19 protein-coding genes are annotated in these 21867 nt (G+C 48.6%); 6 read left to right on the top strand and 13 right to left on the bottom strand.

What is annotated here, in order from left to right; all coding sequences use genetic code 11:
* Positions 1-92 precede the first annotated feature (92 nt).
* The 8 genes from HX448_RS08510 to HX448_RS08475 all read right to left on the bottom strand — a co-directional run bounded on the left by HX448_RS08510 (position 93) and on the right by HX448_RS08475 (position 8512).
* The gene (locus HX448_RS08510) at positions 93-1160 is read right to left on the bottom strand and encodes a DUF3800 domain-containing protein (protein ID WP_102331482.1); all 1068 of its coding nucleotides are present in this window, start codon (positions 1158-1160) and stop codon (positions 93-95) included.
* Between the two features lie 447 nt (positions 1161-1607).
* A complete protein-coding gene (locus HX448_RS08505) occupies positions 1608-2081 on the bottom strand; it encodes a PD-(D/E)XK nuclease superfamily protein (RefSeq protein WP_102331480.1) in 474 nt (157 codons plus the stop codon).
* Positions 2047-2955 carry a DNA adenine methylase gene (locus HX448_RS08500; RefSeq protein ID WP_102331599.1) on the bottom strand — a complete coding sequence of 303 codons (909 nt, stop codon included), beginning with the start codon at positions 2953-2955 and terminating at the stop codon, positions 2047-2049. Before HX448_RS08500 ends, HX448_RS08505 begins: the two co-directional genes overlap by 35 nt.
* A gap of 31 nt (positions 2956-2986) precedes the next feature.
* Positions 2987-3913: an IS1595 family transposase gene (locus HX448_RS08495; protein WP_102331479.1), complete on the bottom strand. Its 927-nt coding sequence runs from the start codon at positions 3911-3913 to the stop codon at positions 2987-2989.
* A 71-nt stretch (positions 3914-3984) separates the two neighbouring features.
* A complete protein-coding gene (locus HX448_RS08490; protein ID WP_226846737.1) occupies positions 3985-5457 on the bottom strand; it encodes a reverse transcriptase domain-containing protein in 1473 nt (490 codons plus the stop codon).
* A gap of 277 nt (positions 5458-5734) precedes the next feature.
* Positions 5735-6250: an SHOCT domain-containing protein gene (locus HX448_RS08485; RefSeq protein ID WP_102331478.1), complete on the bottom strand. Its 516-nt coding sequence runs from the start codon at positions 6248-6250 to the stop codon at positions 5735-5737.
* Positions 6251-6447: 197 nt separating this feature from the next.
* Positions 6448-7980, bottom strand: a complete 1533-nt coding sequence (locus tag HX448_RS08480) for an SPFH domain-containing protein (protein WP_102331477.1) — start codon at positions 7978-7980, stop codon at positions 6448-6450.
* A gap of 10 nt (positions 7981-7990) precedes the next feature.
* Positions 7991-8512 (bottom strand): NfeD family protein, encoded by a 522-nt coding sequence (locus HX448_RS08475; protein WP_102331476.1) that lies wholly within the window; start codon positions 8510-8512, stop codon positions 7991-7993.
* A 617-nt stretch (positions 8513-9129) separates the two neighbouring features.
* Here HX448_RS08475 and HX448_RS08470 point away from each other — a divergent pair.
* Complete coding sequence (locus HX448_RS08470) at positions 9130-9510, top strand: hypothetical protein (RefSeq protein ID WP_162486010.1); 381 nt, start codon at positions 9130-9132, stop codon at positions 9508-9510.
* Positions 9511-9590: 80 nt separating this feature from the next.
* On the opposite strand, the gene HX448_RS08465 is transcribed toward HX448_RS08470, so the two are convergent.
* The 4 genes from HX448_RS08465 to HX448_RS08450 all read right to left on the bottom strand — a co-directional run bounded on the left by HX448_RS08465 (position 9591) and on the right by HX448_RS08450 (position 13433).
* The gene (locus tag HX448_RS08465) at positions 9591-9785 is read right to left on the bottom strand and encodes a hypothetical protein (protein ID WP_102331474.1); all 195 of its coding nucleotides are present in this window, start codon (positions 9783-9785) and stop codon (positions 9591-9593) included.
* Between the two features lie 106 nt (positions 9786-9891).
* Complete coding sequence (locus HX448_RS08460) at positions 9892-12456, bottom strand: heavy metal translocating P-type ATPase (RefSeq protein WP_102331473.1); 2565 nt, start codon at positions 12454-12456, stop codon at positions 9892-9894.
* A gap of 18 nt (positions 12457-12474) precedes the next feature.
* Positions 12475-12972: a heavy-metal-associated domain-containing protein gene (locus HX448_RS10660; protein WP_336470085.1), complete on the bottom strand. Its 498-nt coding sequence runs from the start codon at positions 12970-12972 to the stop codon at positions 12475-12477.
* Positions 12973-12983: 11 nt separating this feature from the next.
* Complete coding sequence (locus tag HX448_RS08450) at positions 12984-13433, bottom strand: DUF7669 domain-containing protein (RefSeq protein WP_102331472.1); 450 nt, start codon at positions 13431-13433, stop codon at positions 12984-12986.
* Positions 13434-13659: 226 nt separating this feature from the next.
* Between HX448_RS08450 and HX448_RS08445 the strand changes: the two genes are divergently transcribed.
* The 3 genes from HX448_RS08445 to HX448_RS08435 all read left to right on the top strand — a co-directional run bounded on the left by HX448_RS08445 (position 13660) and on the right by HX448_RS08435 (position 19177).
* Positions 13660-15285: a coiled-coil domain-containing protein gene (locus HX448_RS08445; RefSeq protein ID WP_102331471.1), complete on the top strand. Its 1626-nt coding sequence runs from the start codon at positions 13660-13662 to the stop codon at positions 15283-15285.
* A 280-nt stretch (positions 15286-15565) separates the two neighbouring features.
* Positions 15566-16834 (top strand): IS110 family RNA-guided transposase, encoded by a 1269-nt coding sequence (locus HX448_RS08440; protein WP_190259856.1) that lies wholly within the window; start codon positions 15566-15568, stop codon positions 16832-16834.
* 1656 nt (positions 16835-18490) lie between these two features.
* Positions 18491-19177: a response regulator transcription factor gene (locus HX448_RS08435; protein WP_046736448.1), complete on the top strand. Its 687-nt coding sequence runs from the start codon at positions 18491-18493 to the stop codon at positions 19175-19177.
* Between the two features lie 1112 nt (positions 19178-20289).
* Here HX448_RS08435 and istB read toward each other — a convergent pair.
* Positions 20290-20928 (bottom strand): IS21-like element helper ATPase IstB, encoded by a 639-nt coding sequence (gene istB / locus HX448_RS08430; protein ID WP_102331824.1) that lies wholly within the window; start codon positions 20926-20928, stop codon positions 20290-20292.
* 158 nt (positions 20929-21086) lie between these two features.
* On the opposite strand from istB, the gene HX448_RS08425 reads away from it, so the two are divergent.
* A complete protein-coding gene (locus HX448_RS08425) occupies positions 21087-21512 on the top strand; it encodes a PleD family two-component system response regulator (protein ID WP_102331823.1) in 426 nt (141 codons plus the stop codon).
* A gap of 2 nt (positions 21513-21514) precedes the next feature.
* A complete protein-coding gene (locus HX448_RS08420) occupies positions 21515-21793 on the top strand; it encodes a DUF2795 domain-containing protein (RefSeq protein WP_046736450.1) in 279 nt (92 codons plus the stop codon).
* Positions 21794-21867: the final 74 nt, after the last annotated feature.

Below are 21867 nucleotides of genomic sequence, written 5' to 3'. Positions count from 1 at the left end.
TCTTGGTTTTTGATAGCAATGTTGGCTCGAGCGTATAAAACAGAATTCAGAATGAACCTGAATGTTTCCGTTAGGACACATCCAGATAAGAACTATTTGAAGGTTTTTAACTTAGTGCAAAATTGATCCGACGTTATTATGCGGACTATCGCCGGACATTCCGGTGGTTCTTTGAGAAACATGCCAGCTACTTCGGTTAATGTTGGCGAGTTGGGAATTCCTTTGTAAATGTTAACAGCGTATTTATGCAGCATACAAGTGAAAATATCGGCCGCTTGTAAAAGAGGTTCGTTCTTAGAATTTGCGAATCTGAGGTCTTTTAATGACCTAAACCCGAGAAATACCTGACTCCATGGTCCTTCACGATAAGAATCATCCCGGGGGTCATCTCTAAAATGCTCGAACACTTTTTGGAACGTGTTCTGGAATTGAGGGTTTTCATCGTGAATCAAGGTTAAGCGGGGAATTTCAGCTTCACGCCCTATTTGTTCTAAGCTATGAAAAAACATGTGGAATGAAGCTACATTTGGTGCGTTCAGAGTAATTGAATCAAAATGGGTTCTACCGAATTTGTGATAATCGATGATGTCATCGATATAAGGGATTGACCCTATCAATAGACTTGCTAAATCGTCGTCACTTTGGAGCGTTAAAGCTCTAGTTATGTCCCGAAGAGTTTCTAACACAAGTTGTTTGTCTAACGAAGAGTGCGTTTGGGCAAATTGGGTTAGAAGATCGTCCGGTAGCCGGTATACCGCCTCCCCAAAAACGTGTTTTTGTTCCCAATCATTATCTATAGAAGTTGGCGTATTTTTATTGAAACGAACATCGAGATAGAATTCATAAAGTGTTACTGCGAGTAAAAAACGTTTTTCGATAATCTGGCAGATGGGGGCACAGTAGACCATCAATAACGCTCTGATTAGCTGACGCATTCCCATGATGCCGCGGCTAGTATGCAAAAGACGAACCCCGTGAAGTTCGCCGTCGGGTGGGTGCAACAGTTTATGCGCCTCTTCTACCAAACCCTCCGCCATTTCATGACAGTTATCATTTACCAACCAGCCTCCGACGACAAATAGCGGCTGATCCCGATCAAGTAGATTGGCACCGGTGTTCCCTGATTCGTCACAAAAAACGGTGGCGTTATGGATGGTCATATATTCTTATTATGGTTCACGTTAGACAGAAAATTGCATAGGTAACATTCTTTGGTCCGCCTCCACCCATCGCTTTTTTCAAATCTTACATCGAGAAGATTAGTTAGATTGTTTTGTCCATAATTCTTTTAAGGTTATCAAATATTCCTTTAAATGGGAGAAAGTCAAAATCATTAAAATTAGGTTCACCGGTTGTTACGTATTCGGCGAATTTTCTTTTTGTTAAAGCCACGTTGTGTTTTGCGCGGTCAAACACATTGTCATCTATTATTCGAATCGCCTTACTTCGGGGAAATTTGCTCCGATCAGTACATGAAAGGTCAAGGGAATTGTGCATCTGACTATCATGATCAAACTCCGTGTTGATAAACAACCTTCTCCCCGAGGAATCGATTCGTTGGATTTCAGCGTCGGAATAATTTAAGGTAACTATATACGTGTTTGACCCTACAAATTGCCTTTGTTTACCCAAGTTGTAAACTGAGACATATCGAGAACTTGTTTTAGGTTGCCGTTACCCGCTTGCTGTCTAAGCCAAGCACCAGCTCCACGCCTGAAACCGGCTCCATCCAATAGGATGATGGTTGGAGTTTCGTATTTCATATTGATATTCAAAACTAGATAAGGGAACTTTTCATCGACCGATCCGCCACTTTGTTGCCATTTGCATTCGATGATGAGGTTATCTGGCCATTTTTCAGGATGGTACACCACAAAGTCACAAATCTGTTTAAGGTTGTAGATGTTCTTGCCGATTTCACAGCGTCTAGTATAGATTGGCTGCTTCAAAGCACGAGCGGCAAAAAATCGGACAGAGGGGACGTAGGTATATCCCCGTTCATCCAAACGAGAGGCAACGAACTTTTCTAGTACTGTCCCTGTGTAGTTAGCCTGTGTCCCGCCCTGGATCATTTCCGGCATAATTTCTCACCAACAATTCTTTGACGGCCACCCGGCCTTCGGCTTTACAGTTTACCAGACGTGGTGCAGAAACTACACTTAGATTCCAAGCTGTGTTGTTGTACAGGTTGCGGATATAAGGCGTATCCGAATTGGAAAGCATAACGTAAACGCCCTGTCGGTGAAGTTCCAATGCAAAGTTGGCGAGACGTTGCTGATCTTTTTCCGAAAAATCTAGCTTTGTGTATTGGGTAAACGATGCTGTATCTGTGGGATGATACGGCGGATCGAAATAAACCAGATCGCCTGATTTAGGTGTTATCTTGTCGAATTCCCTGTATCGAAGTTCAGCTTTTTTTAAGGCTTGGCTTGCCGCTAGAATGTTTTCCTTATTGACCACATCGGGATTGGCATAACGGCCACGGGGCACATTGAATTCACCCTTTTTATTGACTCGATAAAGCCCGTTGTAACAGGTCTTATTCAGATAAATGAACCTTGCCGCTGTATCGACTGCATCTTTCAGGTTGTGCTGTGCCCTAACCTTGTAATAGTATTCCTCGCTGTCTTTTTTGGCATGATCTTCGAGTTTTTTAATTAAGGCATCGGGCATATCTTTGACCACGGCATAGGTAATCATTAGGTCAAGGTTGCTGTCGGATATGTAGGCCTTTTTGAGGTTGTCGCTTATCTCAAAAAATAAAGCCGCTCCACCTGCGAATGGCTCATAATACTCGCCAAACTTATCAGGGAGCCGGTTTACGAGTTGATCAATAATCCCACGTTTACCACCAGCCCATTTTACGAATGGAGCGGCATCACGGGAACACACTGTGGCTTCAACGTCTTTAGTGTTTACACGGGCAAACCGCTCAATAGCTTCATCGAACGGCATTGGTAGGCTGAGGGGCGGGTCAATGGTTATATTACGCTTCATTGGCGATCAGTCCTTTATAGGTTAGTCTCTGGTTGCAATGTTGGAGGAGGGATAAGAAGCCAGCCCCGTTGCTTTCCTTGCGGAGATTATACCTGAAAGTGAACTCGTTGAGGTATCTTTGTAGATGTTTTTTGCTGGTGAAATGATAGATACCGATGATGCCCCGCTTTAGCAGTGAAAAGAAACCTTCGGCTGTGTTTGTATGGGCATCGCCATTCACGTATTGACCGCCAATGTGGTTGACACTGCTATGGAGATAAAAGGTTTCAAGTCCTTTGTATCCAGCCCATTCATCGGTGTTGACCTTAGAACCAAGAGCGACATTTTCAGCAACAAGTTTTTGAAGTGTTGTCCGGTTGGTATCGGGTGTTTGGAATGCCCTTAGTTCGCCGCCTCTTTGAAGGACAACAACGGCAGTGGTTTTGGTTTTGGTGCTTCTACCCTGAGTGCCACCAATCCGTTTACAGGCGTGTTTGTTCTTTTCTTTGCCGCCTATGTAAGTCTCATCAACTTCAACACAATTCTTGAGCGGAGCATTAAAGGCTTCGGTTTTGGCGGCTTCACGCAACCGATGAAGGATGAACCATGCGGTCTTTTGGGTAACTCCAATATCCTTACCAAGTTGAACGGATGAGATACCCTTTTTGTGGGCGGTAATCAGGTAGATAGCCATGAACCATTTTTTCAAGGGGATTTTGGTGTCCTCGAAAATAGTCCCCACTTTAACGCTGAACCGTTTTCGGCAGTCACCGCATTTATGGGTACGATGATCTTTGAAGTGGTAAACCTTATGAGAACCACAGTAGGGGCAAAAAGGGCTTTCGTGCCATTTTACTTCGGTTAGGTGGTCAATACAGGATTGTTCATCGGGGAATTTCTTGATCATTCCAACCAGAGTATCGAATTGAGGTAACATTTTCTTGGACCCCTAACTTTTGATAATCGCATTATAGCATACAAAAGTGGGTCACGCAAGTATATAGTTACCTAATTTAATTCGATGCAAATTTCGGGTGTTTTAGTTCTATGGGTAGGTATTGGAATTGAGAACGAATACACATTATTCGGCCATTTTCGCACATCGCCATGTTCGTTGACTTTGTTTACTATTTGCGGTTCATCTCTATCGAAAATAAATACGTGAGAGAGTCCTCCAGGGATCGGTAATGTTGCATATGCTTCACAGATGGACAATAGCCTGGAATGTCCCATATCGTGCTCGTACCGAACCAAATCGAAGGCGAGTCCGGCAAACAGTCCTTTTGATTGGAGGTTGTTAAAAGCAGTTTCAATATGCATCCAATCAGTTGGACCTTCCGTTGTAACCCTTATTAATGGGGCTGGGCCTGAAGACATTAAAGCTGATATTTTATCCTTTTGTTTGGCCAGTTCGGGAGATAGACTGATAACTTTATTCAATAATTTGATATAAATGAAGTCAGTCTTACCTCTTATGGAACCGATGAAGCCGATTTTCCCCAAAATGACATCTTTTAATGAAACATTCCTGTATTTGGGGTCATTTTTTAAAGGATTTCTTTGTTGATCGCGGTATAACATTAGGTATTCAGTTTGGGCTTTTTCAAGGCCAAATTTCTCCCACGCATGGAGCATAGCTCTCACTTGGCGAATAAATTGTCTACTCACATTCGGGAATTGATTCGTAACTAAACCAGTGACTTCTTGCCTGTGGGTTTTTGTTTGAAGTCGTGTTTTTTGGGCATTAACGCAAAATCCATTATTTCCAATTATTGTTCGTAATTGTTCACCGAGTTCTATGATGGTATTTTGTGAATCTCCATCTATCGATGCGATTTGAGGAGGAAATTTGGGCGAAGATGTAGAAAAAGTAAGATCATCTGCGTATCGTGTGTAATTACAACGTGAATGTTGCGCAAGAATTCGGAGTTCGCTATCTAATTTTGCACAAACCATATTCGAAAGAATGGGAGATGTGGGTGCTCCTTGAGGTAGTTCGTTGTTGTAGCAACATATTTGGGCAAGGACGGTTGCAACGTTATCTGGTAACACGTAAGGCTTAGCAATAAACAAACCACGGACTCGCCCGAAGTTAATTGAAGGGAAAAATCCTTCAAGATCAGCATTGAATACCCATTTTTGGTTGGCATGAATCCTGGCGTTGGATAATATGCTTTTGCCCTTTATGAACCCATGTACTGCGATTCTTGGAAAATATACGGCTTCAAGCACTTGAACGAGTTTTGTTTGGATTATTTTAAGTGAACCATTCGGAATTGAGATCGTGCGAAATTCATTCGTGCCACGTTTTTTGACTTTGAATTGAGAATAACGAGCCTCTTGTGGAATTTTGTACAAATGATAGACCAAGTGGGCATACTCGACTTCAAGGAGTTTAGCGACATCGCGCCCATCTTTTAGAGCCGAGAATGACTTGGCCAAATCTTGGGGTGGGCTATTTAATTTGTGGCTTATTTTCACTTAATGTTTTCGATATTAAAAGTGCTTGCGGGGGAGTGAATCTACCCTTCTGCATCAGCATGACTGCTTCCTTGACCATGATAAGCTGAGCATAAAGCAAAGAGTCCTAAAGGTCGTCGCTGGATCAACGACGGCTAGCAAAGCACCACCCGCAAGCAATAGGCATTATACGGTTCCCTAGTGCCCCCCAGCAAGCTTATTCGCTTACGTCGGTATAAATATTCTCCCCCACCCCATAAAAACCGCTTACGTATAGATTTAATGGATCGATTTTTTATCAAGTCCGCTGAATCTTCTGGTGGAATTCCTCAAGACTAATCTCGCCCCTGGCAAGCCTCTTCTGAAGTATTTCAGAAGCCTTTTCCTTTTCCTTTTTGGCTTCTTCGATAATTATTGTATTTGCTACGACGGTCCTTTTTTCCTTATAAGATCTCTTCGATTCAATTAGGCTCTGAGCAAATGCTATATTATATGGGCTAGAAAGCGTACATTGGACAATTTGACCATTTTGCTTGACAGCAAAATTGGCTCTTTTATCAAACCAACCGTTAGTAGAAACACTCAGGATATCTCCGAGTTCACATTCGAAGATGAGATCAATCCCTCGTGAAGACCAGCCTTGAGCTTGGCGTCCGAATATTAACCTCTTTTCGGTAATAAACGCGTATCCTCCGCTCCAACCTGCCCCAAGAGATAAGCTACCTCCATAATAATGAATGACATTTTCATTCTCGCTGACAATTCCGGAAGTAAGTAGTTGTTCAGTTGCAGTCTCGGCATCGCGTAATTCCATTTGTAACTCCTGAAATCCGCACCCATCGTAAAGTTTGACGCGCCAAATTTAGGGTAATATTAACGAGCAATAATATACCCAGCCCATTATCCTTTCAATACAGTCCCCAAAAATAAATTTCCCCACCCCACTGCCACAGCGCCAAAACAAAAAGAGCCCTCTCGAAAGAGGGCTCTTTTTTAATGTTCGTGTCGTCGCTACTCCGTCTCGGTCTTCCCCTCCGCCATCTTGAGGACTTCGTCGGTCTTGCCCGTACGGATAAGCTTGATCATTTCGGTCAGGTCCATGCCGATCGTATTCTTCAAGGCCTCGTTGGCAACCATCAGGGATTGAGGGGTGATGTTGAGAAGCTTGTCCACCGGGCCGCCGTGGCCGTCGGTGTTTGCTCCGCCGAAATCCATGATGCGGATGTCCTTGACGCTGGCCAGGGGCGACGTCGCCGCTTTGACGATCTCCGGCAGCACGGCGATGAGCGATGTCGCGATCTGGAGGTTCATGCCGGCGTCGTTGAAGGCTTTCATCGCTTCGGCTTTCTTATGGAGGCCTTCGGCTTCGGCCAGGAGTTTCGCCCTGATGGCCTCCGCTTCGCCTAGGCCTTTGGCCTTGCTGGCTTCGCCATCCGCCATGCCGACGTTGCGGATCTTCGCCGCTTCGCCGAGACCTTCCTGTTCACGTTCCTTCTGGTCGGCTTCGGCTTTGAGGACCCGGGAGGCCTTCTCGCCCTCTGCCTGGACGATCTGGGATTGCCTGGCGGCTTCGGCGTTGATGATCGTCCGCTGTCTTTCCGCCTCGGCGGTCTTGATGACGGTGGCGTTGAGTTCGGCTTCCTTGCGGATAGCTTCCCTCTTCGCCAAATCGGTTTGGGCGGCGATGACGTCCTGCTTGGCTTCCGCTTCCGCCCGGGGACCGGCCTGGCCGGCCTTCGCCCTGGCGATTTCGACGGTGGCGTTGTATTCCTGCATCTTGACGTCGCGGTTCCGGTTAGCCTCGGCGATGGCGGCTTCCGTTTCGGCTTTGGTGACCTGTCCTGCCTGGCGGGCCAGGGACTGGCTCTGGGTGGCGTCACGGTCAAGGGCTTCCGCTTCACCGATCTGGGCGTTCCTCTTGACCTCGGCCGCGGACTTGCGGCCCAGGGCGTCCATGTACCCCTGTTTGTCGCTTATCTGGCGGACAGTAAAGGCATCGATGATGAGCCCCATGCTTTGGAAGTCTTTGTGGGCGACCTCGAGGACTCTTTGCTGGAAGGTGGTCCGGTCGGCATTGATGTCTTCCGGGGTCATGGTGGAGCAGATTGAACGCAAGTGCCCTCCCAGGACTTCCTGGGCGACATGCTTGATCTCTTCAGGTTTGAAACCCAGGAAACGCTCCGCCGCCGCTGAAATGGACAGGTCGTCGCCGCCGATCTTCATCACGATCACGCTGTCGACCGTCACCGGCACGCCGTTCTTGGTATAAACATCGGCGGTGGTGACGTCGATCGCCATGGCGTTGAGAGAAAGCCGGTTCACTTTTTCTAATACCGGGTATACGAACGTGCCGCCGCCTTTGACGATGCGGTGGCCCATCACGACCGGGTTCCCCGCGCTGTCCTGGGTCACTCTTTTACGCCCGGCGATGACCAGGACCTCGTTTGGCGCAACTTTCTGATATCTGCTGGCGACCAGCGCCATGATGAGGAGGATCGCGATGACGATGGCGAGGATTGCGATGGCTACTCCGGATGAAGGCATTCTTCTTCTCCTAAATTTTTTCTACGATCGCCGTTCGACCTTGAAAATTGGTGATTTTGGCGGGTGCTCCGGCTTCCAGAGGGCTTCCGTCTTTGGTTCTGGCGATGAACGTCTGAGAGGATTCTTTGAAAACTAATGTAACGGCGCCGACTCCTCCCTGGGGTATCGGCGTGGAAATATCGACCGGCTTGCCTACCAACTCGGATAAACCGAAACTGCCGCTCGCTTGTTGCTTGATAAGAGCTTTGACCAGGACGATGCTTAGCAGCGACATCAGCGCTCCGAAGAGCAACCCCGGCAGCGCCGCCTGGAGCGGGTCCCATCCCAGCTCGGAAAAGATGTAGCCCACGAAGCCGAAACCGGTGGTGAACGCGGCAATCGATCGTAAACTGAATGGCCCTGGCCCGTGGCCAACTTCATTGCCGGTAACGTCGCCGATGGTATCCTGGGCGAAATCGGTTATCTCACCGAAGATGAAACTGACCAGGAGGATTATGAATCCGATGATTCCGATGGCAAGGAAGATGTACATTACCCGCCTCCGTTAAACGCTATCGGCCTAATGGTGAATAAAAACCCGCCCGGGACTCTGGTACATTAAATTTAGTTTGAATTCCGTTGTCGATTTTACTCCCTGGGTAATCGCCTGACAATAGGGTAAAAGGTCGGAGACGGTGGTTGGTCGCAAGGAATAATTCTATCGAAGAAAGAGTTGGAAACTCTATGTCATCACCGCACATCGGGATTTCTACAAAAAACTGTCTTTGCGAGGCTTGCCTTGAATGGCAAGCCGTGGCAATCGTCCTCCCCCAGCACCGATCCAAGAATTTTCGGTAGGGGCGACCCACTCGGTCGCCCGCCTGTCAGTTGGCTTTCCTCGCCCCTCGTGGGAGAGGAAATGAAGGAGAGGGGGCTTTTTATTCCCTTGTCATTCCCGCGAAAGCGGGAATCTATCTCCCACCTCCACCTCCCTCGCCCCCAGAACGGGAGAGGGACAAGAGGGCGAGGGTTATTCGCTCTTTCCCCTCCTCCATTTCGAGGATTTACCCCACCTTCTCATTATTCGACACTTAACATAACAAAATATTCCGCCAAAAACGACACGAGACGCTTGACAACCTCAAGGAACTCCCGTGCTATAATAACGGCATGGATAAATTAGCACACCTGTGCCATTACAGTTACCCGCTCCACTTTAATTTCGCGGATCGCCAGAGAATGCATGAATCGATTACCATCGTTGATGATTTGTTTTCGAAAACAAATCTTACGATTGACGCAAAGCTGATTTCGGATGATTTGTTTCAGAAAAAAGGGTTTTGCCGGAAGGCTAAAACAATTCAACCTGCCGCCCCAAACCCTGCCCCAGGACCAAGGGGCATTGTTTTTCACGAGACCCTTGGTGAAACAATTCGCTCCGCCCCGGTTTTCACGATTAAGCACGGCAATTGTTTCAACAACCACCGAGTCGTTTTAGCCGAAAATGAACCTGAAATCCGAGTCGTTTTAGGAAAAATATATCAGAAATGAAAAAACAACAATTCAATCCGGCTCAACCGGATTGCTCTAAGTTCATTAGAACTGACAACTGTGAACTGAAGACTGTGAACTTACCTGCCCCGCTTCTTGAACGCGCCGGAGACCGGGGGCATCAGGATAATCATCGACAGTATGAATACCCACACCGCCCCGCCTATCATGGCAACGGAGCTGTAATCGCCGCTTATGGTGGCGACAATGAACAATGCAGCCGCCAGCAGCGACAGCCCGGTATAGACCACGGCAGCCATGTTCGAGTTCTTCATAAACTCAGCTCCGCTCCCCGACGAGAAGGTGGTGCAGTTATAGTCGAGTTTTCCATACTCAACTCCTCAATGGAAGAAGGTGCAACGATTGTCGAGTTTTTCATATTTAACTCCTCTCCCCCACGGGGAGAGGGTAGGGAGAGGGGGTACCTCTTTTGCGTATCTGCGGCACGAAGCCCCGCATCCGGAGCGTGTTCAGCGTGACTGACAGTGAGCTCGTGGCCATGAGCAGCGCCGCCAGTTCCGGCGACACCATCTGGTGGGTGAAGGGGTACAGCACCCCCATGCCGAGGGGTATCGCCAGCGTGTTGTACCCGAAAGCCCAGAACAAATTCTGCCTGATCAGCCCGAGCGTTTGCCGCCCGACCTGCACCGCGGCGGCGACGTCCAGCGGGTCATTCTTGACCAGTATGACGTTGCCCGTCTCCTTGGCGACATCCGTCCCCGACCCGATGGCGATGCCGACGTCCGCCTGGGCGAGGGCTGGCGCGTCGTTGATGCCGTCGCCGACCATGGCGACTTTGAGTCCCTGCGACTGCAGCCTCTTGACCTCAGCCGCCTTGTCCTGCGGCAGCACCTCTGAGAGGACATCATCGATTCCCGCCTGCTTGGCGATGGCCTTGGCGGTCCGTGCGTTGTCGCCGGTGATCATTAGCACCTGGAGCCCCATCCGTTTCAATTCGTCGACGGCTCTGCCTGAGGTTTCCTTCACCGTGTCGGCCACAGCGATGACACCCGCGGCTTTCCCGTCGACGGCGACAAAAACAACCGTCTTGCCCTCGTTTTCGAGTCTTTCGGCGTCATTGGCGAGGGATTCGATGGCGACAGAGTTGGTTTCCATCAATTTCCGGTTGCCCAAGAGTATGAAACGGTCTTCAGTCCGGGCGATGATTCCGTGTCCCGGCACCGCCTCGAATTCCGCCGCGTCTTCCGGCTCTTTACCCGTCTTACGGTATTCCCTGACGATCGCTTCTCCCAGCGGATGCTCGGAGTGCTTCTCAGCGATGGCTGCCAATTGGAGCACCGATTCGTTTGATTCGTTTTCAATGGCGATGATGTCTGTGACCGAGGGCTCTCCTTTGGTCAGCGTGCCCGTCTTATCGAAAATCACAGCATCGAGGCGAGCCGTGACTTCCATGGCATCGGCGCCCTTGAACAGGATGCCGTACTCTGCCCCCTTGCCGCTCCCGGCCATCACCGCCGAAGGTGTCGCCAGCCCCAACGCGCAGGGGCAGGAAATGACCAGCACCGTCACCGAGGTTAAGAGCGCAAAGCCGAACACCCCGAGGCCGGAGAGAACATACGGAGTCAGGATTAACCGGGTTTCGGGGGTAAACCACAGATCGAACCCAATGAAAAACCAGAACACAAAGACAATCAGCGCGATGATATGGACGCCCATGATGAACTGCCCGGCCACCCTGTCCGCCAGCTTCTGGATTGGAGCCTTGGTCGTTTGGGCGTCTTCCACCAGCCGGATGATCTGCGCCAGGGCGGTGTCCCTGCCAACGCGCGTCGCCTTGAACCGGAAAGCGCCGGTCTTGTTGAGCGTGCCACCCAGCACTTCATCGCCGGCCTTCTTTTCGATGGGGATGCTCTCGCCGGTTATCATCGCCTGGTCAACCGCTGAATACCCCTCGACGATCGTTCCGTCGACGGGTACTGCTTCACCTGGACGAACCGCGATCGTGTCGCCGATGATGACGGCTTCAGCCGGGACCTCGGTCTCGACTCCATCCTTGACGACGCGGGCAATTCTGGGCTGGAGCTTCATCAGGCGGCGGATCGATTCGGATGTCCGGCCTCTGGTTACTGCTTCGAGATATCTTCCGAGGATAATGAATGCGGTGAGCAGTGCCGCCGCTTCGTAAAATGTGGCTTCTTTTCCGCCGAAACCGGCGTCGGGGAAGAAGGTGTTGATGACCGCTATCAAATACGCTGCGCCGATGCCGGTGGCGTACAGCAGGTTCATGTCGGTCAGGCCGCGCTTCAGCCCGTTCCACGAATTGACGAAGAACTGCCTCGCCGGCCCGAAAACGATGGGCGTGGTCAGGAAAAACAGGAGGACCTTGTTATTGAGCCAGGAGGGGATGAAGTTGGGGAAGATCCAGTACGGCTGGAACATTCCCACCATGACGATTATGCCCAGCGTCCCTGCAACGATGAGGTTGCGCCTTTGCCGCCTGATCTCGTTGGTGCGGGCTTCCTGCTCTCTGTCGAGTGCCGCCTGCCCGACGATCTTCTCGGTCGCCTCGTACCCCAGTTCGTTGATTGCAGCGATGATATCCGAAAGGGGAGTGATAGAGGGAGCGTATTCGATCTTGGCACTGGCGGTACCCAGGTTCACCACGACGGAGTTGACACCCGGCATCGCTGAGACCACTCGTTCGATGTTCTTGACGCAGGCCGCGCATGACATGCCCGAAATCTGGACGTCAGCCACATCGAGGGAGGCGGAGTATCCCACATCTTCGACGGCTTTCTTGAGATCGGCCAGCGTCGCCTGCGACGGATCGTACTCGACGGCAGCTTTGCCGGTGGCCAGGTTGACCGTCACTTCGCCGACGCCGGGGACGCTCTTGAGCGCGCCCTCTACATGGCGGACGCACGCGGCGCACGTCATCCCGCCGATGAACAGGGTTAAAGCGGTCTTCTTCTTGGTTCCGGCCATCGCGTGTTTGGAGTCGGATCAACTGGCGATAGTCGCCGGGTATCCGGCCGCGTCGACGGCTTTCTTCAGCGCTTGTGGGTTTGTCTTAACAGGGTCATATGCCACCGAGGCTTTGCCTTTGGCTAGATCTACAGACACAGAACTCACGCCGGCGATTTTCTTGAGCGCCGTTTCGACATGTTGGACGCAGTGCCCGCAGCTCATACCCTGGATGTTTAATGTTGCGTTCACGATATCCCTCTCGTTTCCAAACTCTATCGATATTAGTATACCGTAGATTTGGTAAAAGGGGGATTTTGAACGCAAAGTGGTGATTGAATGAAGCGAGAGGAGGGAAGTACCCCCAAGGGAATTCGAATCCCTGTTCGAATTCCCGCCGAGACGCCTTTTCAGGGCCTTAGCCTTCTCAATCAGCTCGGTCAGCATGTCCGACAACTCCTGGGCCTCGCGCTCAACAATCTCCGGGATTTGCTCTTGATCATCGTGCTCGCAAAGGGTAGCCGTGCTCTGGTACATCCTATAACCTCCTACTGCCAGATCTTGCGGTCAAGGTCAGTGAGCGGCCGGGTTTCGGGCAGGTACTCTTCGTTGAGTTGGTATAGGCCCGCCGCCAACTGCCTGAAATAGTCGCGTCCTGAAGAGAAGTGCCTGCTTGACGGGTGGTTCGGGGTGTCGGCGATGACCCGGGACATGAAACTGTTGCGCTTGAGCCCGGGATACCGGTCCAAGGCCAAGCGGTACAGGTCGGCTGCGCTGAAGCGGTTGGCGCCGTTGTTTTTAGACACGAATTCCCGGGCGGCCTCCAGGGCAATGTCGTTCAGGGTCTTGCCTGGTTTGGGGCAGGGCTTCTTGTCGAGCGTCACCGGCTGCTGCAGCTTGATGCTCGTTTCTGATTGGTTCACTGTGATGGTGATCATGTCACCCTCGATGTGGATGACGCCGGATACCGGAATGGAAAAGGCGATCTCTGTAGCCAATCCGTGGCCCCCTTCTGTTTCGCTTCAGTATCGTTACTTCATGCCGTTAGTAATATTTCGGAGTATTCATGTAGTATATATGGAGGTTTTACGCGCTGTTACTAACATGATACACTATCATACTAACAATGGCAATGATGATGGCGTCTATGCGGCTGATGCCATAAATGCCATCGGACGGGCCATTTAGCTATATTTTAGCACTACTATAAAGGGGGATATCACCATGGCGAAGAAACTTTCGGCCTCAAAGATCTCGAAGATCATCGAATACAAGAACGCCGGTCACTCCCAACACTATACCGCCTCCAAGCTCCACGTCAACCAGTCGACGGTGAGCCATTATTGGGGACAATTCGATCTCATGTCTGAGACCGAAGGACTGGAGACGGCTACCGAAATGTTTGGCGGCGGTGACGCTACCGAGATAAACGCCTTGGCCGCCGAGCTCAAGGAGGAGCATTTGTCGGTGCCGGAGGCCAAGGTGGGGTTTAAGGTGCACGAGTTGTTTCAGAAACTGGGGGTTGATCTCGAGGATTACGAGCACGTCATAAAAGCCTGCCTCAAACTGGAGGAAACCGGATTCCTTGATACGGCAGCGGAGCTCGTTGAACTAGAGGAGACCTTGGGCAAGTCGGGCCTGGATGTTATCTCGGACCTTAAAGTTGCCGAGAACAAGCGCCAGGAAGTTCAGTCAGAGGTCGACCAGTTGTACTCACTCATCAAGAACACCAAAAAGGAGATCAAGGGCCTGGAGGAACAAAAAAAGACCACCGAGAACGATCTGGCGCAGTATATGAAATACTGCGCTATGACGGCCTTTCGTCTGAAGCTGGTCGAAGACTTGTCCATGGCCCTTAAGAAAGCCGGCGTCCCGGATTATGTTATTACGAGCTACCTCGAGCGGCAGGCGATACTCGATGACGCTGGGCTCGACATATCGCTGCTTGCCAATATAGTCACGCAGTCGAAAATGGCCACTTCGGTTGACGGCGGCCAAGAGCTGCTGACCTCCCTAGTGGAATACGGAAGCTTGAAAGCTACTAATGCGACACTGAGTGCCAAGCAGAAGGCGCTCAAGGAGAGCGTCGCCGGACTGGAGGCCCAGGCCGAGCTCAAGGGCGAACTGGCCGCGGACATCGCCGTCCTATCGGTCGAAAAGGCAGCCTTAGAACCCTATGTGAAAAAGTTGCAATCTGCTAAAGATGATTACCAGCTGCTCCAGTCTAAGATCGGGGAGTTGGAACAATCCGGGATGAAATTCGTGGAGCAGTCGAAGCAACGGCTCCAGGAAAGGCTCGAACTGGAAAGTAGCATTGATGCTCTCACCGAGAAAACCGGTGATTTAATCAAGAAGGGCAACCAGGTTATTCAGTTAAACCAAGAAATCGCGAATCTTGAGGAAAAGAAGAAACAACTCAATAACGAATGGCAATCTTTTTGGGGGTTTGTCGCCTTGGTCTGTGAACAACCACTGAAGGGACTTGAAACCTTCTCACAGTTGCTCCCTTTACTCGTTGAAAGCGTCAAAAAAGGTAGGTATAAGGCTGTCACCCTCAGGAATCACGTGGTGCAAACATTGACTGGAACGACCTTCGAATTACCGATGTGTTGTGCTTGCCCTCACATCGTGGCCCAGTCAATAACCCGGCCTGAGGTTTTTGTGCCCAAATCCTCGCTTACCGGCTTGGCGGTGAGCATATTCAACGATTGGTTGGCATCGCCGGCATATAATCCAGCCGTTCCTATATCGGTCCGGTGTCCGAAGATTGAGATCACCGCTATTGAGCCACCGCTGCTGCTCCAGCCCGGTACACTGAATTCAATATCTGATGAGTCGCCGGCGGGCTAAGAAGGCATTGTCAATCAGCGATTTGAGATTGTTTTTAACTCGAAGTTTCTTGCCCAGTTTGTGGTTAAGCAAGTCCGTTAAACGTGATTTAATTCCTTGTTGTCGTATTGAGTCGCTCTCTTCACCTCAGCTCTCAAAGCCACCACCTTGCAGCTATAGATACATTAATTGTTGAACAATTGCAGAGATTAGTATATTGGCTAACAGTAAGAGATAGCTCCGGCTAAAATAGAAACGGTGGTCTCCCAAACACCGAATCTAAATAGGAGGAGCTATCAAAATGCAGAATACCGCTGCCAGGAAAGTTCGGCAAGTCCCTGAGGGTTACCTCGTGATCGGAATCGACCCCCATAAAAGCAAACATGCTGCAGTCGCCATTACACAAGACTTCACCATTCGTGACAAGTTCAAGTTTGAAAATGCAATGGAAGGGTTTGAATTGTTACTACGCCGTGTCAGGACTGAAATGGTTCGGGCAGATTGCCGCGGCGTAATGTTCGCGATCGAAACAGGTGGCCATTACTGGCGGAATATCGCCTATTACCTCGATGCGAAAGGTATTCCATTTCGTTTCATCAATCAATACACATTGAAGCGAAGGCGCGAAGGGAAGGATTTGAACCACAGGAAGAATGATTACCGGGACAGCGAGGTTGCAGCTCAACTCCTGTGCACCGGTGAGTTCGTCGAAAGCGGTCTCCCCCAAGGCGTATATGCAGACCTACGTTCCTCTCATAACGCTTATCGGCGGTTGGTCAAGGAGCGGACCAGGATAACAAACCTCATAAAGGGTCTTCTGGACGGAGTGTTTCCGGAATTCGTTCATGTCTTCAAAGATCCATGTGCGGTTACGGCGCAAGGCGTTTTGTCGTGTTGTCTTACACCATGGGACGTTGCTGGCATGGACATTGAGAATTTCATTGCCAAAGTAGAAGCCAATTACCATGGACACCGGTTAATGCGTAGAAAGCTGGCGGACCTTCATGAAGCAGCGAAGATGACCATAGGCATTTCATCCGGGGCTCGATCAGTGGTCTCCGAGATGGGCTTTCTAGTGGAAAAGCTCGAATTAATTAAAAAACACATCAAAGAAATAGACCAAACACTAACCAGACTCGTTGACCAAACCGAAGAGGGTAAATATCTGCTGTCGATCACCGGCCTCAGTTACATCGCCGTTGCTGGCCTAATCGCGGAACTGGGCTGCTTCAAGGCATATCGGACCGCAAAACAGATGATAAAGATGGCGGGTAGCAATCCAACTGAGTCAGAATCAGCTGGAAAGAAGAGCGCCCATACTCCGATGAGCAAGCAGGGGCGCCCGGTCTTACGATACTGCGCTTGGACTTCTGTTATCCCGATGCTACGTTTCAATGCCGATTTTCGTGAGTGGGCGAAAAAGAGAAGGGAACGACCGATCCACGAAAATCCGCTGTGCGGTAGGGAAATCGTCGGTGCTGCTTTAAACAAGCTCTTACGTTTAGCTTTTTCGATGGTGAAAAACCAGACGTTTTACGGGTCACCTCAATTGGTGTCGGTGGCCAGCTAGGAGGATTATTCCTTAACATCAGGTGGGCAGGGAGACACCGGTGTCAGATTTTGGGAGCTTATATCAAGCTAACCCGTGTACACAACATGGTGCCCCTGCCCTCCTGGCCAACCCCGCATGAGGTATGATGGGCCTTCGCTTTTGCGGACGAGCCCGTATCTAAAAGCTAAGTTGGGAGCCAGGAAACCAGAGGCTGGGATCTGCCCACCGGTGTGGAAATAACAAAAAACCTAAAAGGAGCTATTGACCTTATCGAATATAGTATGTTGTTGGTTCTCTAGGGAGCGCTTGAAAGAACCGCTTGTCCAGGTCGTACAGCACCATGCCTGTGGCGGCCGGCTGATTTCGTTGAGTTTTCCCGAACTGGTCGGCTTCTCGGTGGCAACCGGACTTACATTGTTGACGCTCAGATCCAATCCGTGGGATTTAAAAACCTGCTGCCCGGATCAAGGTTGTCTGGGGTTTTCGTTATCCGGGGCACACTCAGCTAAATTGCGTGCGGAGTCACGCACGGATTATGCCGTTATAGGGCATTCACCGTTTCCGAATGGATAGATTATTTATAGAACAGTAGCATCGAGATTTTTGGAACCGAAAGTTTAGCTTACAAAAATTCGAAAGGCAAGGCGGTAATACTCCAGTAAGGTGGTTCATACCTGACCTGTCCGCCGGACACAGCTTGGGATTTAATCGACGTCCCTTAGGCATCTCCCTCGACTATCCCGATAAGGGCACGTTCTGAGCAGATACCAACTCTTGGGCTGCTAGACGTGAGACCTCTCGGCCAAGCGTGTTTCCTGGAGTAAAATCCTGGGCGGGAAGTATGGCATCCAGCATATCTACTTTTCTTGGGAGCGTTTTATCACCAACCGGAAACGCCTCAGGGAATTCTGCAACCTAGTCTTCGCCAAGAAATGGAAACTTACGTCGAACGCGCCCGTCCGGGTGGTATTGACGAAGGGGACGTTAAACCATAGCCAGTTGGCTGTTGGCTTCCTGAATATAGGCACTGTCGCCGATATGGAATGGATTTTCTGGGTTATGATTCAAATATTATAATCTTCCGACCCGGTTCATAATGTAATCTGATCCGCCGAGACGGTCGAAGATTTCAAGAAGAGTCTTTTTTCTTAAAACGACTGGTTGGGCTGGCACACCTCTACTTTTTTTGGTGCCTTATTCCGAGGCAAAACTCTTTGATTGCAGCGAGCAGGGGCTCCTCAAGCTGTTGGCGACAATCTCTGAATGTAGACTTTCCCATCAAGTGTTACCAGGAAGATCAACCTGCCTCAGGCGCCCCAAACATTGATGGATGGAAGCTATAGCGAGCTTCCGCAAGAGCGATTGGTTACCGTTTATTTAAAACACGGACAAAATGATAGCGGAATAACGATAAATAGGAACCAATAGTTTCGGATTGTAATATGTATTTAGTGAAAAGTTATATTATACTCTTCAATTGTAATGTAATGATACACAGTTTAATCAGATTGTAATACTTTTAGGATAAAATTCCGGTATTAAAAATCTTATATTTTGTTGACATGACTCAGCTGACAAATTAAGCGAGAGTGAGATTCGTTCAAATCGGCTTTAAAAAAAGCTCGTCATTTCTTCTAGCAACATTTTCTTATGTCGTTAAAGAGAGGGCAATCTGTGCGCATTTTAGTCGTAGAGCCCGTGAAATCGGATGTAGAAGCTATCAGTTCTATATTTGCAATGTTTTTACCAGGTATTACCCTCGTGACAGTGGCGACAGGAACCGAAGGATTGATCTCCGTTGAACAACAGACACCGGATTTACTAATTCTTGATCTGGCTGTACCTGATATCGATGGTTTTGAGATGATAAAAACGATACGGTTATTCTCATCCATTCCTATCATCGTGATTGATAGCAACCATAACGAATCTTCTTTGATTAGATCGATCGAATTTGGAGCGGATGATTACATTACCAAACCAATACGCCCCTTGGAACTGTTGGCCCGGGTAAAATCAATTATGCGGAGACGCCAGGGAACCAATCAGGACCAGTACATCGTTGCAGGTCTACTCAGGTTGGATGCGTCCCTTCACAGGGTGTATGTGGGTGACAAAGAAGTTCGTTTAACTCGAACCGAAAATATTATTTTACGGCATTTAATGGAGAATGCTGGGAACACAGTTACACACGGTAATCTCGCCCAGAAAATTTGGGGTGATGATTCGACCGAAGCATCAGCGACTATTCGGGTTTATGTAGACCGGATTCGGAAAAAACTTGGTGACGATTCTAAAAGCCCATCAATGATATTTACTGAGACAGGACTTGGTTACCGTTTAGTTAAACTAACCCCATGACTTCACTACCATTTTAAAACAGTAAAAGTTATAAAGACTTAGATAAAGATCTCGAATGCACCATGCAACGTATCATAGTGTTATAAAAGGTAATCAATTTGCGAGGTGTGACAGTTACAATCATGTATATGAAATTCTTGGCAATGATAGATGATGTAGACGCCCTTTCAACAATTATCGTATGTATCCGCTTCGATGGCTAAATTCCAATTAGGTTGTCCTAGAAACAAAGGTAAATCTCTAACAAAGGCAACAATTGGTGATTTTGGCTTTAATAATAATTGATGGGGAGATGCAAAACATAATAACTTCAATTGAGGCAATACGCAGAGTCTCGGAAGTCCGTCTCATTTTTATGTCCAGTCCTGTTGGGAATCAGATGGACACCGCTCGTGTATTAAGTCTAATTATATCTGATTATCTGTTTAAACCCATAGCAAAAACGGATTTAGTGTCTGCAATTGAAGCGTTATCTAACCAGTCAGAAGAATTTACAGATCTCGATTCATCAAAAAGCATTCCTGGAACCTTTCATTGCAGTAATAACTAGAATGCAAAAATTACCTACCGAGCTGAGTCGTAAGGAGTTCCTTAGAGGACTCGAGAAAGAGACGTTAAATGCGGGCCCGAGGGAAACAATATCTTATCGCATTGCGATTTTATCGTTATTAATTCGTATCTACAATCTCCTAAACTCTGGACGCCGTAAAATCCTCCTAAAACTACTGCCTACGTTTCGGACACAAATAGAGTAACATCTAAAAAAGTGTCCGCAAGGCGCGGGGCGGTGGAGGAATATCAGGGTGTCCTGCAACGACTCAGCCGACTTAATGTGCTGTGAAATCCCTTCAGCGTGTTCCCCCGAGTGTAATTGGGGTATCACTGCAAATTTTGCCATATGAATGTCTAGATAAAAGAAAGAATCAAAGGTGAATTTGGATAAGGAAATGCTAAAACTGGCCCAATAGTAAGGCAAATGATGAACTATCTGCCTAACACACTGTAGTCCTTTATCTCGACTTACCAGAAGGCCAATATCTCGCGAGAGACCTGTATTTTATGACTTCTTCCCAATTAGGTTCGTATTTTGGGGAATTTGAGAACAAATACGCTCAATTGAAGATCTCTTTCCAGCGTGCAAAGTCCAAATTGGTGGTAATTATCAAAGAACTTCGCTCGTAGCGTGAAGAGCAGAAAGTAAACAGGGCTTCGGCGCCCTCTTTACCGAAAGGCACGAAGCCCAGTTCATCCAGGAGTATCAGATCACACTTGGCCAAGGCCGATTCCAGTTTGCCTAGTTTAAGCTTTGATCCGGCTTCCAGCAGCTCGTTAATCAGTCCGGCGACGGTATAGAAACGGACCTTTTTGCCTTGGCGGCAAGTGCTGGCCGCCAAACTGATGGCTAGATGAGTTTTATCGGTGCCGTAGCTGCCGATAAGAATCACATTCTCGCGCCGGTCGATAAAAGTGCTGCGGGACAGCTCGAGTATCGGCGCTTTGTTGGCTGATGGAATAGCGCTGAAGTCGAAGTTGTCCAGGCTCTTGATCACCGGGAAAAGGGCTCTCAATAGTCTCAATTTTTGAGCATGATCTTCTCGTTGGATGACTTCACCCTCCAGCAGAGCGAAGAGGTAGTCCTGAAACGTCTGGTTATTGGCCGCCGCCTCTTCCGCGAGTCGTGAATAGTTTTGAGCCACCACCGGCAAACGAAGTCTCTTCAAAAAGCTGCGGATCTGTAGATCGTTACTCATCCGGTGCCCCTGCGCCAGTCTTAACGCTACTTACAATCAACGAATAAGTTATATAGAGTTATGTACTGATTCATCGTTGTAACATTGTAAACAGGTAACGTAATGTAATGTCACAATATTTAATCATTTAGTAAGGCGCGAGAGTTACACTTATCTCCGTGAAAATCTTAGTAGTGACAGATGATGCAGAAGCTGCCGCAACAATTATCATGAGTATTCGATTTAGATGGCCGAATTCCAATGAGGTTTTATTGGGGGATGGGTCGGGTTTTCTTACAAAAGAACAACTTATTGATGTTAGTTTGATAATAATCGATGGCGCGATGCAAAACACAATGGCCGCGATAATGGAAATCCGCAGATTCTCGGAAATTCCCATCATTTTTGTCTCCGAGCCTTTAGGGACTCAAATAGATACAGCACATGTACTTAGTATGGGTAAATCTGATTATGTGTTCAAACCTATCATAATGGCCGATTTGGTGTTTGCAATTGAAACGATAACCGATCAATCAAAAGAATTGCCTAATCATGATTTATCAAGAGCTTTCGGTATTTGGGCAAATAAGAAAGTTGGGACCTGAAAATGATTACGGTTGAAAAACGGCAGACGAAAAGTGTCAATGGATGGGCACAAGGATTCGTTGAGGAGCCTAAGGTGAATGCCGCTGTAATCGAATATTTCGTTAGTGGTGTTGAATATCCGGCGTCGAAAGAGTCGATTATCAAGAAGGCCGAAGCCAACCGCGCTCCAGAAAACCTTATGAAATTTTACGTTTATCGTTTACCGGAACGTATCTACAACTGTCCATCAGATCTCAGCTTCGCGGCTTTCGCGAGCGCTTATTTTTTCGGGCAGGATTAGCTTTTACAATTTAATATGCAGTTTTCCTGCAAGCCATGCGGTGGGGGAAACCGGGGTGCCTGGCTGTGCGACTC

Source organism: Dehalogenimonas etheniformans (assembly GCF_014672715.2).
Lineage (GTDB): Bacteria > Chloroflexota > Dehalococcoidia > Dehalococcoidales > Dehalococcoidaceae > Dehalogenimonas > Dehalogenimonas etheniformans.
Note: the sequence above shows the minus strand (reverse complement) of the source record. Positions and strands in the feature narration are given on the sequence as shown.